11 protein-coding genes are annotated in these 13,301 nt (G+C 66.0%); 6 read left to right on the plus strand and 5 right to left on the minus strand.

Annotation, left to right across the window (positions count from 1 at the left end):
• Positions 1-126: 126 nt before the first annotated feature.
• Positions 127-1,761, plus strand: coding sequence for an NAD+ synthase (locus ACYVGK_RS05100; RefSeq protein ID WP_460732151.1), 1,635 nt, complete (start codon positions 127-129; stop codon positions 1,759-1,761).
• Between the two features lie 58 nt (positions 1,762-1,819).
• Here ACYVGK_RS05100 and ACYVGK_RS05105 read toward each other — a convergent pair whose 3' ends face one another.
• Together ACYVGK_RS05105 and ACYVGK_RS05110 are read right to left on the minus strand one after the other, a co-directional pair.
• Positions 1,820-2,686 (minus strand): PhzF family phenazine biosynthesis protein, encoded by an 867-nt coding sequence (locus tag ACYVGK_RS05105; RefSeq protein WP_460732152.1) that lies wholly within the window; start codon positions 2,684-2,686, stop codon positions 1,820-1,822.
• A 155-nt stretch (positions 2,687-2,841) separates the two neighbouring features.
• Entirely contained in the window at positions 2,842-3,714 is an 873-nt protein-coding gene (locus tag ACYVGK_RS05110; RefSeq protein WP_460732153.1) for an outer membrane protein assembly factor BamD, read from the minus strand.
• 82 nt (positions 3,715-3,796) lie between these two features.
• Between ACYVGK_RS05110 and rluD the strand changes: the two genes are divergently transcribed.
• Genes rluD through ACYVGK_RS05130 form a run of 4 tightly spaced genes read left to right on the plus strand, consistent with a single transcriptional unit; the run spans position 3,797 to position 6,525 of the window.
• Positions 3,797-4,774, plus strand: coding sequence for a 23S rRNA pseudouridine(1911/1915/1917) synthase RluD (gene rluD, locus ACYVGK_RS05115; RefSeq protein ID WP_460732154.1), 978 nt, complete (start codon positions 3,797-3,799; stop codon positions 4,772-4,774).
• Positions 4,774-5,589, plus strand: coding sequence for a peptidoglycan editing factor PgeF (gene pgeF / locus ACYVGK_RS05120; protein ID WP_460732155.1), 816 nt, complete (start codon positions 4,774-4,776; stop codon positions 5,587-5,589). Before rluD ends, pgeF begins: the two co-directional genes overlap by 1 nt.
• On the plus strand, positions 5,568-6,122 hold the full coding sequence (locus ACYVGK_RS05125) for a DUF4166 domain-containing protein (RefSeq protein ID WP_460732156.1): 555 nt from the start codon (positions 5,568-5,570) through the stop codon (positions 6,120-6,122). Before pgeF ends, ACYVGK_RS05125 begins: the two co-directional genes overlap by 22 nt.
• The gene (locus ACYVGK_RS05130) at positions 6,112-6,525 is read left to right on the plus strand and encodes a thiol-disulfide oxidoreductase DCC family protein (RefSeq protein WP_460732157.1); all 414 of its coding nucleotides are present in this window, start codon (positions 6,112-6,114) and stop codon (positions 6,523-6,525) included. The genes ACYVGK_RS05125 and ACYVGK_RS05130 overlap by 11 nt, the downstream gene beginning before the upstream one ends.
• Here the strand turns inward: ACYVGK_RS05130 and otsA are convergent, their stop codons facing one another.
• The 3 genes from otsA to otsB are packed head-to-tail and all read right to left on the minus strand — an operon-like array spanning position 6,526 to position 10,469.
• Positions 6,526-7,890, minus strand: coding sequence for an alpha,alpha-trehalose-phosphate synthase (UDP-forming) (gene otsA / locus ACYVGK_RS05135; protein WP_460732158.1), 1,365 nt, complete (start codon positions 7,888-7,890; stop codon positions 6,526-6,528).
• A gap of 13 nt (positions 7,891-7,903) precedes the next feature.
• Positions 7,904-9,679, minus strand: a complete 1,776-nt coding sequence (locus tag ACYVGK_RS05140; protein WP_460732159.1) for a glycoside hydrolase family 15 protein — start codon at positions 9,677-9,679, stop codon at positions 7,904-7,906.
• Between the two features lie 10 nt (positions 9,680-9,689).
• On the minus strand, positions 9,690-10,469 hold the full coding sequence (gene otsB, locus ACYVGK_RS05145) for a trehalose-phosphatase (RefSeq protein WP_460732160.1): 780 nt from the start codon (positions 10,467-10,469) through the stop codon (positions 9,690-9,692).
• 207 nt (positions 10,470-10,676) lie between these two features.
• On the opposite strand from otsB, the gene clpB reads away from it, so the two are divergent.
• Positions 10,677-13,262 carry an ATP-dependent chaperone ClpB gene (clpB, locus tag ACYVGK_RS05150; protein WP_460732161.1) on the plus strand — a complete coding sequence of 862 codons (2,586 nt, stop codon included), beginning with the start codon at positions 10,677-10,679 and terminating at the stop codon, positions 13,260-13,262.
• Positions 13,263-13,301 lie beyond the last annotated feature (39 nt).

Consider the following 13,301-nt stretch of genomic DNA (forward strand, 5'->3'; position numbering starts at 1 on the left):
CGGAGCAAGCTCCGCTCTACAAAGCGGCACGACCCCGACGCGGGGCTGCACAGTTGACCTGGGGTTGCGCGCTAAAATGCGCGTGACATTCAGGCCTCCGCTGCGGAGGCGCGGCTGGAGCAGGGCATGGCGTTGCGGATCGCGATGGCGCAATTCGATTTCCCGGTCGGCGCGGTGGCGAAGAACGCCGACCGCATCATCGAGATGATCGCGGTGGCGCGGGAGGAGTACGACGCGGACGTCGTGTTGTTTCCGGAACTGGCACTGAGCGGCTATCCGCCAGAAGACCTGCTGTTGCGCCCAAGCTTCCTGGCCGATTGCGAGGCCGCCATGCAACGCATCGCCCAGGCCACGAAGGGCATCGTCGCCATCGTGGGCTGGCCGCAGGCAGCAGGAGCCGTCGTCTACAACGCGGCCAGCGTGCTGCGCGACGGCGCCATCGCACACACCTACCGCAAGCGCGAGTTGCCCAACTACGCCGTCTTCGACGAGCGACGCTACTTCGATGTCGATCCCGACCGCGACAACTGCGTGTTCGAGCTCAACGGCACGCAGGTCGGCCTGATCATCTGCGAAGACCTCTGGTTCCCCGAACCGATCGCGCAGACGGTGGCGGCCGGCGCACAGGTTGTCTTGGTGCCCAATGCCTCGCCCTTCGAGCGCGACAAGCACGTGCAGCGCGACGAACTGCTCGCGCAGCGCGCAAAGGAAACCGGCGCGGCGGTGGCCTATCTCAATGTGGTGGGCGGTCAGGATGCGCTGGTATTCGATGGCGCTTCGGTCGTCGCCGACGGCGATGGCGCCGTGCATCCGGCCGCGGCCGCGTTCACCGACCAATGGCTGGTGGTCGACTTCGATCCGGATACGCGCAAGTTCGCACCCGTGCGGTGGATGGACGAAGGCGACGAGAGTCGCGACGCGCTGGCCTGGCGTGCGGTCGTGCGTGGCACCCGCGACTACTGCGCGAAGAACGGTTTCACCAAGGTGTGGCTGGGCCTGTCCGGCGGCATCGATTCGTCGCTGGTGCTGGCCATCGCGATCGATGCGCTGGGAGCGGAGAACGTCACCGCGGTGCGCATGCCCTCGCGCTACACCGCCGGTCTGTCCAACGACCTGGCCGAGGAGCAGTGCCGCGCCCAGGGCGTGCGCATGATCACCGTGCCGATCGAGAAGGCGTTCACCGGCTTCCTCGATGCGCTCTCGGAGCAGTTCGCCGGCAAGCCGGTCGATATTGCCGAGGAGAACCTGCAGTCGCGCAGTCGCGGTGCGATCATGATGGCGCTCACCAACAAGTTCGGTGGCCTGCTGCTGACCACGGGCAACAAGAGCGAGTACGCCGTCGGCTACGCGACGATCTACGGCGACATGTGCGGCGGGTACGCGCCGCTGAAGGATCTCTACAAGACCGAAGTGTTCGCGCTGGCAAACTGGCGCAACACCGTCGGAGACCTGGTCATTCCGCAGGGCGTGATCGACCGGCCGCCCTCGGCGGAACTGCGCGAGAACCAGAAGGACCAGGATTCGCTACCGCCGTACGACGTGCTCGACGCGATCCTGTATCGGCATGTCGACCTGGAGCAGTCGGGCGCGGAGATCATCGCTGCCGGCTTCGATGTGGCGACGGTGGAGCGGGTGTTGCGACTAGTGCGGATCAGCGAATGGAAACGCCACCAGGCGGCGCCAGGGCCGAAGGTTTCCCGGCGCGCATTTGGACGTGAGCGGCGTTATCCCATCACCAACGGATACGTGGACGGCAAGTAAATCCCACGCGTTGCGGCACGTTTGAACGTGTCGCAACTGACGCGTGCCCCTGGCGCGATCACGCATCGATCTGCGGAATCTTCACCGCCTGGCCGCTGACGCGAATACCCCCACGCACGCCGATATCCACGGTGAGCAGGCTCGGGCGTCCCATGTCCACGCCCTGGTGGATGACGATGGTGCTCGGTACGGAGACGAGTTCCAGTTCGCGCAGGTAGGCGCCGAATGCGGCCGCCGCCGCGCCAGTGGCCGGATCTTCGATCACGCCACCGACCGGGAACGGCCCGCGTGCGTGGTAGACCTCCGGCGATTCGCGCCACACCACGATGCCGCCCTGTAGGTCGTGGCGGTGGCAGAACTGCAGCAACGCATCGAAGTCGTAGGCGAGTGCCGCCAGTTGCTCGCGCGTGCGCACGGCCAGGATGAACTCGCGGCCGCCGGCATAGGCGAACCGGGCCGGCAAGGCCTCATCCAGTTGCGCGACAGACAGGCCCAGCGCGGCCGTCAGTTCGTCGGCCACCGCCGCTAGTACTTCCTCGATGTACGGCTCGACGCTGGTCAGCGTGGCCTGGACGCGACCATCGCTGATGCGCGAATCGACCACCACTTCGCCGGCCCGCGTATGGAACGTGCGGGTGCCGGCACCGCGGTGCTCGGCCAGGGCGACGGCCGTGGCGATCGTCGCGTGGCCGCAGAAGCGGACTTCCGAGGTCGGGGCGAAGTAGCGGATGTCATAGCTGCCATCCGCGCGGGGATCGTCGCCTCTTGGAAACAGGAAGGCCGACTCGGAATAGCCCAGCTTCGCGGCGATCGCCAGCATCCGGGCTTCATCCAGACCTCGCGCGTCGAGCACCACGCCCGCCGGGTTGCCGCCGTCGGGACGATCGGTGAAGGCGGCGTAATGGAGCACTTCAGGCTGGCTCATGGGATGTCATCCGGTGGGGAGCGGGCAGTGTGCAACCAGGGAGCGCTGCATGGCCCGGCATCGAGGCACCACAGTGTTGCGCCAGCGCGGACCTGATCATTGCGCAGAAAAACAAACGCCGCCCGGAGGCGGCGTTGTTCACATCATTGCGCGGATCAGCGCCGGTCGTTGTCCATCGGCGACTTTTCGCCCGCGAATGGATTGAGCTTGCGCAGATTGCTCGGATAGTCGGGCCACTCACCCTTCAGATACGGGTGGTTGGGGTCGTTCTTTTCCAGCACGCGCTTGGCGTCGTCGGCCAGCGTCGTGTTACCCAGGCCGGTGTAGGCGGCAGCCAGCGTGGCCACGGCGTCGTTCTGGTACTTGCTCTCCGGGTAGGTCTCGAGCACGCGCTTGGCACGGTCGGCGGCGGCGACGTAGGCGGTGCGGCGCAGGTAGTACAGCGCGACGTCCAGCTCGTGACGGGCGAAGACATTGCGCAGCTCGGCCATGCGCTTGCGCGCGTCTTCGGCGTAGCGGCTATTGGGGTAGCGCTCGGTGACGATCTGGAAGTCGTTGTAGGCCTGCTGCGGCGTGGCCAGGTCGCGACGGCTCGAGTCGAGGCGCCACACCTTCTGCAGGAACACGGTCTGGCGGCTGGAATCGACCAGGCCACGCAGGTAGTACATGTAGGAGGTGTTGCGATGGGTCGGGTAGGTGCGGATGAAGCGGTCGATGCTGGTGACCGCGTCGTCGTGCTTGCCCGCCTTGTACTGGGCGTAAGCGGTTTCGACCAGCGCCTGTTCGGTATAGGGGCCGTACGGGTACTGGGCTACCAGGCGCTTGAATACGATTTCGGCGCCGTTCCAATTGCCGTGGGTCATCAGACGATGGGCCTTGTCGTAGAGCTGTTCGACCGGCTGGCCTTCATTGGCGTCCTTGTCCTTGAACGCGCCCTTGACCCGGGCGCAGCCCGAACCGGCGAGGACGGCGATCAGCAGCAGGCAGAGCAGGGCGCGCGGAGCGAGACGGTTACGGCTGGGGGTCATGGGCAAGGCTGTACGGACGCCGGAGGCACGAAACCCGGATAATAGCAGCCCGGCGATCCGCCCCCTGAACCATTTCCACCTCATGAGCGGTTCCGCTTCCCAACTCTCCGCCATCGTTCCCGACACCAGCGCCGGCCGTCGCTTCGACGCCGTGCTTGCGGAACTTTTCCCCGACTACTCGCGCTCGCGCCTGTCTGCCTGGATCAAGTCCGGCGACGCCCGCCTGGACGGCCGCGAGGTCCGCCCGCGCGATCCGGTCCGCGGTGGCGAGACCGTCACCCTGGAAGTGGTGCTCGAGGTGCAGACGCACTCCGAGCCCGAAGACATCGCCCTGGACGTGCTGTACGAGGACGAGCACGTCTTCGTCATCAACAAGCCGGCCGGTCTGGTCGTGCACCCGGGCGCGGGCAATCCGGCCGGCACGCTGGTCAACGCGCTGCTGCATCGCGACCCGGCCCTCAACGCGTTGCCGCGCGCCGGCATCGTCCATCGCCTCGACAAGGACACCTCCGGCGTGATGGTGATTGCACGCACGCTGCCGGCGCACACTGCGCTGATCGAGCAGCTGTCCTCGCGCGAAGTGCATCGCCAGTACCTGGCCGTCGTGGTGGGCGCGCTGGTTTCCGGCGGTACCGCGAATGCACCGATCGATCGCCATCCGCGCGACCGCATCCGCATGGCTGTGCGCGATGACGGCAAGGATGCGGTCACGCACTTCCGCCTGCGCGAACGCTTCCGCGCCCACACGCTGCTCGAGTGCCGCCTGGAAACCGGTCGCACGCACCAGATCCGCGTGCATATGGCCCATCTCAAGCACCCCATCATCGGCGATCCGCTCTACGGCGGCCCGCTCAAGTTGCCCAAGGGCGCAACGCCGGAGCTGATCGAGGGCCTGCGCGGCTTCCGTCGCCAGGCGCTGCATGCCGAAGTGCTCGAGTTCGCGCACCCGGTGACGGGCGAGCCAGTGCGCTGCAGCGCACCGATGCCTGACGACATGCGCGCGCTGGTCAAGGCGCTGCACGATGACACCGCGGCTGCGAAGGCCGCGGGTCGACAGTAATGACGAAGCCGGCTTCGACCAGCTCGCTCCTGTTCGCGAACTGGCCTGCACCTGGAACGGTGCATGCATTCACGACCTTGCGGCAGGGCGAGGGCGCCTCGCAGCCGCCGTTCGACCGCTTCAATCTGGGCACAAATTCCGGCGACGACCCGGATGCGGTCCAGCACAACCGGACCTTGCTGATCCAGAACGCGGGTCTGCCCGCCGCGCCGCATTGGCTGCGGCAGGTGCATGGCACGGGCGTGTGGCGTTTCGACGAAAGCACCGCGCGCCAGGTCAGCGGAACCGAATCAGGGGATGACGAAGGACGCGCCGCGATTCCCTGCGGCGATGCCTCGGTTACATCGACGCCGGGCGTGGTGCTCGCCATCCTGACCGCCGATTGCCTGCCGGTACTGCTGTGCGCGAAGGACGGCAGCGAAATCGGCGCCGCGCACGCGGGTTGGCGCGGACTGGCCGCGGGCGTGCTCGAGCACACCGTCGCGGCGATGGACTCGGCGCCAGGCGAACTGATCGCTTGGCTGGGACCGGCCGCCGGGCCGCAGCAGTACGAAATCGGGGCGGAGGTTTACGAGGCCTTCGTGGTGCCCGACCGGCGCGCGGATGCGGCTTTCGTGCCGACGCGTCCTGGTCACTGGCGTGTCGATCTGTACGCGCTCGCGCGAATGCGCCTGCAGACGGCGGGCGTCGCGGCGGCGGACATTCATGGCGGCGATCTCTGCACGATCTCCGATCCGCAGCGCTTCTATTCGCATCGCCGCGATCAGCGCACCGGACGCATGGCGTCGTTGATATGGATGGACCCAGCGCGTTGAACGCCCCGCAGCAACGCCTGCTATTTCCGGCGCTGCTCGGTGCAGCCTTCGAAACGTTGCCGCCACGGGTACGCGCGCTGCATCTGCACGCCGGTCCGCAGCGGTGGCTGGGCGAAGTGAGCGTCGAACGCGGGCGCGGTTGGCTCTCGCGCCTGTGCGCCTGGGCGACGCATTTGCCGCCCGCGGGCAGCGGGCCGATTGCGGTGGACATCGATGCCAGCCCTACCGCGGAGCGATGGATCCGCCATGTCGCGGGGCATGCCATGCCGTCGCACTTGTGGGCCCGCGATGACCTGTTGTGCGAGCGCCTGGGGCTGGTGACGTTCGGCTTCCGTCTGCAGGTGGCGGACGAAGCCATAGTTTGGAACGTGGCGCACGTGCGCGTTTTCGGTATCGCCTTGCCGGCGCGCTGGTTCCGCGAGGTCGGTGCGCGCGAATTCCAGCAGGCGGACCGCTACTGTTTCGACGTCGTCGCGGCATTGCCGATCGCTGGACTGCTGGTGCGCTATCGAGGATGGCTCGATGTCTGCTGACCAGGATTCGCGTGCGGTCATCGTCTTCGATGGTGTATGCGTGCTGTGCAACGGCTGGGTGCAGTTTCTGCTGCGACACGATCGACAAGGCCGCTATCGCTTCGCCGCCATGCAGAAGATCAATGGTCGTGCATTGCTGGTCCGTCACGGCCTGAACCCGGACGATCCCGTCTCGTTCCTGCTGGTGGAGAACGGCAAGGCCTGGAGCGATACCGAGGCGATCGTTCGGGTCGTCAGTGGGCTGGGCGGTCTGTGGCGAGTGGCGATGCTGCTGCACGCGATGCCACAGTCGTTGCGCGATCGCGTCTATCGCTGGTTGGCACGCAACCGCTATCGCTGGTTCGGTCGCAACGAGACCTGCCTGCTGCCACCGGCCGGCCTCGCCGACCGTTTCCTCGACTGATCAGGCGGCACGCAACGTGGCGAGGAAGTGCTGTCGCCACGCAGTAATGTCGTGCTGCCGCAGCCGACCTATCATCGCCTGCCAGCGTTCGCGTCGCTCTTCCAGCGGCATGGCGACGGCACGCGCGACTGCATCGGCGACGCCATCGAGATCGTAGGGATTCACCAGCAGCGCATGCGTCAGTTCGCGAGCGGCGCCGGCGAAACTCGACAGCACCAGCACGCCAGGGTCCTCGCTGTCCTGGGCGGCGACGAATTCCTTCGCGACCAGGTTCATGCCGTCGCGCAGCGGCGTGACCAGTCCTACCCGAGCGAGGCGATAGAAGCCGGTGAGCGAGGCGTGTGGGTAGTTGCGGTTGACGTAGCGCACCGGTGTCCAGTCCGCATCGGCGTGGGTGCCGTTGATGTGGCCGGCGAGTTGTTCCAGTTCCTGGCGCAGCGTGCGGTATTCGGGCACTTCGCCGCGCGAGACCGGCGCGATCTGCAAGTAGGTCATGCGGCCGCGCTGCTCAGGATGGCGTAGCAGGTAGCGCTCGAAGGCGCGGAAGCGCTCCGGCAATCCCTTGGAATAATCCAGTCGGTCCACGCCGATTGCGAGCGCGCGACCCGACAGGCTCGCGGCGAGCCGCTTCACGCTGGCCTTGCCGACGGCTTTGGCCGCCAGCGTGCTGATGCGTGCGGTGTCGATGCTGATCGGAAAGGCGCCGGCGCGCAGCGGGCGACCTTCGGCGGTCTCGAGCATGCCGTGTTCGACCACACGGCCGCGGCCGAACAGACGCACGTAATCCTGGAAGCGCTCGAGGTCGCGTTCGGTCTGGAAGCCGACCAGATCATAGGCCGACAGACTCTCGAAGAGCCTGCGATGGTCGGGCAGAGCCGCCAACAGATCCGATGAGGGCATGGGTACGTGCAGGAAAAACCCAAGCCGGCACCGCGCGCCGCGTTCGCGCAGCAATTGTGCGAGCGGAATCAGGTGGTAATCGTGCACCCACACCACGTCGTCGTCCTGCAGCAATGGCGCGAGGCGTTCGGCGAACAGCGCATTGACGCGCTGGTAGCCCGCATAGGTCTCGCGGCTGTAGTCGACCAAGTCCATGCGGAAATGCAGCAGCGGCCACAAGGTGCGATTGGCGAAGCCGTTGTAGTAGTCGTCGCGGTCCTGTTCGGAGAGATCGATCGTGATGTAACGGATATTGCCGACGTCCTGCGCATGCATGCGGCCGGATTCCGCGGCGACGTGGCCGCTCCAGCCGAACCAGAGCCCTCCCGATTCCTCGATCGCGGCTTTCAACGCTATTGCGAGGCCGCCCGCACGCGCTTCGCCCGGGAGCGCGATCCGGTTGGACACCATGACCAGCCGGCTCATCGCCGTTTCCCGTTCACACCGAATCCCGCCACGGGCGCGACAGCCGCATTGCCGCAATGATCAAGCCGACGTGCGAATAAGTCTGCGGGAAGTTGCCCCAGGCTTCGCCGTCGAAGGCAAGGTCCTCCGACAACAGGCCGAGCGGATTGCGTCGCGCCAGCAACCGTTCGAACATGCCGCGCGCTTCTTCCTTGCGCCCAATCGCGGCCAGCGCATCGATGTACCAGAACGTGCAGATGGTGAAGCTCGTTTCCGGCACGCCGAAGTCGTCGGGCGCGGTGTAGCGGTAGAGCGCATCGCCATGCTTGAGTTCGCGTCCGATCGCTTCGACGGTGGCGATGAAGCGCGGGTCGTCCGGCGCGATGAAGCCGAGGTCGGCCAGCAGCAGTAGCGAGGCATCCAATCGATGTCCGCCGAACACGTCGACGAAGTGTCCGCGCTCGTGATCCAACGCCGCATCCATGATGCGTGCGTGCATTTGATCGGCACGCGCGCGCCAGTGTGCGGCGCGCTCGGGCAGATGCAGGTGCAACGCGATCTTCGCCAGTCGGTCACAGGCGGCCCAGCACATCGCCGACGAATAGGTGTGGGTTTCGGCGCGACCGCGGAATTCCCACAAGCCCGCGTCGGGTTGCTCGTACAACTCGTATGCGCGCTCGCCGACCGGTTCGAGCCGCGCGAAAGTCATGGCGTCACCCGGCGTATTCAATCGCTGATCGAAGAACAACTGGGTGGCCGCGAGCACCACGCTGCCGTATACGTCGTGCTGCTTCTGCAGCCAGGCCAGATTGCCGCGCCGGACCGGGCCCATGCCGCGATAGCCCGCCAGCGACGGCACTTCCTCTTCGGTGAGTTCGGTCTCGAAGCCGATGCCGTACAGCGGCTGCAGCGCACCGGATTCGAATGTGGCGAGGTTGGACAGGTAGCCCAGATAGTTTTCCATCGTCCGGGTCGCGCCGAGCCGGTTGAGCGCACGGACCACGAACGCGGCGTCGCGCAGCCAGCAGTAGCGATAATCCCAGTTGCGCACCGTGTGGGCCGCCTCCGGGATCGACGTAGTCACCGCGGCGATGATCGCGCCGGTGTCCTCGTACTGGCACAGCTTGAGCGTGATCGCGCTGCGGATCACCGCGTCCTGCCATTCGAGCGGAATCGACAGATAACGCGACCATTCGCGCCAATAGTTGAGGGTGCGTTCTTCCGCCAGGCGCACGTACGGGCCCACGGCTTCGCTCAGTATTTCGTCCGGGCCGAGCACCAGGTGCATGTCGCGATCCAGCACGAACGGCAGCGCGTCGCGGATCATCCGCACGGGCACGTCGCTGGTCAGGCGCAGGGTGAAGCCGGGCAGCAGGTAGCGCACGTGGTTGCTGCCCCAGGTGATCTCCGGAATGCGCGCGCCGTAATCCGCCAGTGGCCGCAGCAGTATCCGGATGCGTGGGCTGCCCGACAGCCGGCGCAGGCGACGAATCAGCATCACCGGACGGAAGAAGCGTTCGTAATGACGCCAACGTGGTGCGAAGTCCGTGATCTCCACGGCGCCGCCATTGTTGTCGTGCAGTACCGTACGCAGCACAGCGGTGTTGGTGACGTAGTGCTGCTCGGACCCCGCGTAATCCTGCAGCTCGATGGTGTAGTCGCCACCTGCGCCGATTTTCGGCGAGAGCAGGCTGCAGAACACCGGATCGCCATCGAAGGATGGTATGCATCCCCAAACGATGCGGGCGCGATCATCGAGCAGGGCCGCGATGCTGCCGTTGCCGATGATGCCCAGGTCGAGGGTGGACAAGGGTGATCCTTCAATGCGAATCGATCGTGGATGACGCCATATCGGCGGCAAGCTGCGATGCCGCGGAGTGCAGCCAGGCGCGCACGGCAGTCGGGTCGTGCAGGCCGTGGGTCGCCGCAGTGTTCCCACGCGTGCCTACGAGCACGCTGATGCCATGACGCGAATTCACCAGATCGAAGCCGTGTTCGTCGGTGAGGTCGTCGCCGATGAACACCGGGACACGCTTATGGAACGCAGTCGTTTCCATCAATGTGCCGATGGCATCGCCCTTGTCATGCCCGTCGGGGCGCAGCTCGAGCACGTCGCGCCCCGGTTGCAGGCGATAGCCCGGCAGGTCGATCAATGCCGAACTCGCGAACTCGTGCAGCGGCTCTTCGGCTGCGGCCGCATTGCGCCAGTGCAGGGCTATGGTGACGCCCTTGTCCTCGATCAGGGCCCCTGGGTACTTCGCCGCCAGATCGCGCGCAGCGGCGAGAACGGAGGCGAATTGCTGCGGGGGCGCGTGTGTGTAACCGCCGTCGGGCCGCTGCAATCCATGCAGGCCGATTGCGGGCAGTTCCAACGGATCGAACAGGGCACCGAGCGCTTCTACACGGCGCCCGCTGACCAGTGCGAGTGCGCCGCCGAGCGCCGCGTGCAGACGCCGCAGGTCGTCGATGAGTTCGGCAGGCACGCGCACGCCATCGGGCGATGGTGCGATGTCCAGCAGCGTGCCATCGACATCGAGGAAGAGGGCCCAGTCGTGCGTGGGCGTCGGGGGAGTGGGCAAGCGGGTGGGGTCTGCGCTCATGCCCGCGATTGTGATGAGTCAGATGTAAGCGTCAGGTGGATGCAGGGAGTCCGGTCCCGCCGCCGGAGCGTCATCCCCGCACTCCGGGGGCCGCAGGAAGCTTGAACCGACTGGGCCCGTGCCTGGGCAGACGCTTGAAACAGCCCGCCGCGCCCGCATTTCCGGAGCATTGCGGCGTGGCCGCCACCGACTTCCGAGGTTCCCGTCATGCGAATGGACAAGCTCACTTCGCGTTTCCAGCAGGCTCTGAGCGACGCGCAGTCGCTGGCCGTGGGACGCGACAACAGCGTCATCGAACCGACGCACCTGATGACTGCGTTGCTCGAGCAGAGTGGTGGCAGCACGCGCCCGTTGCTGGCACAGGCCGGCGTCAACGTCCCGCTATTGCGCGAACGTCTGGGCGAAGCGCTGGAGAAGCTGCCCAAGGTAACCGGCCAGGCCGGCAGCGTCAGTGTTGGAAATGATCTGTCGCGCCTGCTCAACGTCACCGACAAATTCGCGCAGCAGCGTGGCGACGCGTTCATCGCCACCGAGTTGTTCGTGCTCGCAGCGCTCGACGACAGCGGCGAACTCGGTCGTTCGCTGAAGGCCGCCGGCGCGAGCAAGCAGAGGCTCGAAGCCGCGATCGACAAGATTCGCGGCGGCGAGACCGTGCAATCGGAGAATGCCGAAGATCAGCGCCAGGCGCTGGACAAGTACACCATCGATCTTACGGCGCGCGCAGAGAGTGGCAAGCTCGATCCGGTAGTCGGTCGCGACGAGGAAATCCGCCGCACTATCCAGGTGTTGCAGCGCCGCACCAAGAACAACCCGGTGCTGATCGGTGAGCCCGGCGTGGGCAAGACCGCGATTGTCGAAGGCCTGGCGCAGCGCATCATCAACGGCGAGGTGCCCGAGGGCCTGCGTGGCAAGCGCGTGCTCTCGCTCGACATGGGCGCGCTGATCGCGGGCGCAAAATTCCGCGGCGAATTCGAGGAGCGCCTGAAGGCGGTGCTCAACGACCTGGCCAAGAACGAAGGTCAGGTGATCCTGTTCATCGACGAACTGCACACCATGGTCGGCGCCGGCAAGGCCGAAGGCGCGATGGATGCGGGCAACATGCTCAAGCCGGCGCTCGCGCGCGGCGAGCTGCATTGCATCGGTGCGACCACGCTGGACGAATACCGCAAGTACGTCGAGAAGGATGCCGCGCTGGAGCGCCGCTTCCAGAAGGTCTTCGTCGGCGAACCGAGCGTGGAAGACACGATCGCGATCCTGCGCGGCCTGAAGGAGAAGTACGCCGTGCACCACGGCGTTGAGATCACCGATCCGGCGATCGTCGCCGCGGCCACGCTCTCGCACCGCTACATCGCCGACCGCCAGCTGCCCGACAAGGCCATCGACCTGATGGACGAGGCGGCTTCGCGCATCCGCATGGAGATCGATTCCAAACCGGAAGAACTCGATCGAAAGGAGCGTCGCCTGATCCAGCTCAAGATCCAGCGCGAGGCGCTGAAGAAGGAGAAGGACGAGGCCTCGAAGCAGCGCCTCGCCGATCTCGAGGACGAGATCGCGCGACTCGAGCGCGAGTTCAACGATCTGGAAGAAGTGTGGAAGGCCGAGAAGGCCACGCTGCAGGGCGCGACGAAGATCAAGGAGCAGATCGAAGCCGCCAAGCTCGAGCTGGAAGCCGCGCAGCGCAAGCAGGACTTCGCGACGATGAGCGAGATCCAGTACGGCAAGCTGCCGGAACTGGAGAAGCAGCTGAAGGCCGCGCAGGAAGCCGAAACCAAGGGCTTCACCCTGTTGCAGGACAAGGTCACCGCGGAGGAAATCGCCGAGGTCGTCTCGCGCTGGACCGGCATCCCGGTCAGCAAGATGCTCGAAGGCGAGCGCGAGAAGCTGCTGAAGATGGAAGACGTCCTGCACGGGCGCGTGGTCGGTCAGGACGAGGCGATCAAGGTCGTCTCCGATGCGGTGCGCCGTTCACGCGCGGGCCTCAGCGACCCTCACCGTCCGTCGGGCTCGTTCCTGTTCCTCGGTCCGACCGGTGTCGGCAAGACGGAGCTCTCCAAGGCACTGGCCGAATTCCTGTTCGACAGCGGCGATGCAATGGTTCGCATCGACATGAGCGAGTTCATGGAGAAGCATTCGGTGAGCCGCCTGGTCGGCGCGCCTCCGGGCTATGTCGGTTACGAGGAGGGCGGTTATCTGACCGAAGCCGTGCGTCGTCGCCCTTACAGCGTGATCCTGCTCGATGAAGTCGAGAAGGCGCACCCGGATGTTTTCAACATTCTGCTGCAGGTGCTCGACGACGGCCGTCTCACCGATGGTCAGGGCCGCACGGTCGACTTCCGCAATACCGTGATCATCATGACCTCGAACCTGGGCAGCCAAATGATCCAGGAGCTTGGCGGCGACGACAGTCCCGAGAGTTATACCCAGATGAAGGCCGCCGTGATGGGCGTGGTGCAGGCACACTTCCGTCCCGAGTTCATCAACCGACTCGACGACATCGTCGTATTCCATCCGCTCGACAAGGCGCAGATTCGCGAGATCGCGAAGATCCAGCTGCGCGGCCTCGAAAAGCGGCTGGCCGAACGTGGCCTGAAACTTGCTTTGTCTGACAACGCGTTGTCCCTCCTGGGCAACGTCGGCTTCGACCCCGTGTACGGCGCGCGACCGCTCAAGCGCGCGGTCCAGCAGCAGCTGGAAAACCCGCTGGCCCAGCGCATCCTGGCCGGCGAGTTCGCCAGCGGCGACACCGTGAACGTCGACGCGGCGGGTGGCCAGCTGGTGTTCCACAAGGGTTAGTCCCGCGTGAATCGGGCTCGCGGCTGGTCGCGGGCCCGG

The sequence above is a fragment of the Lysobacter tyrosinilyticus genome (assembly GCF_054779815.1).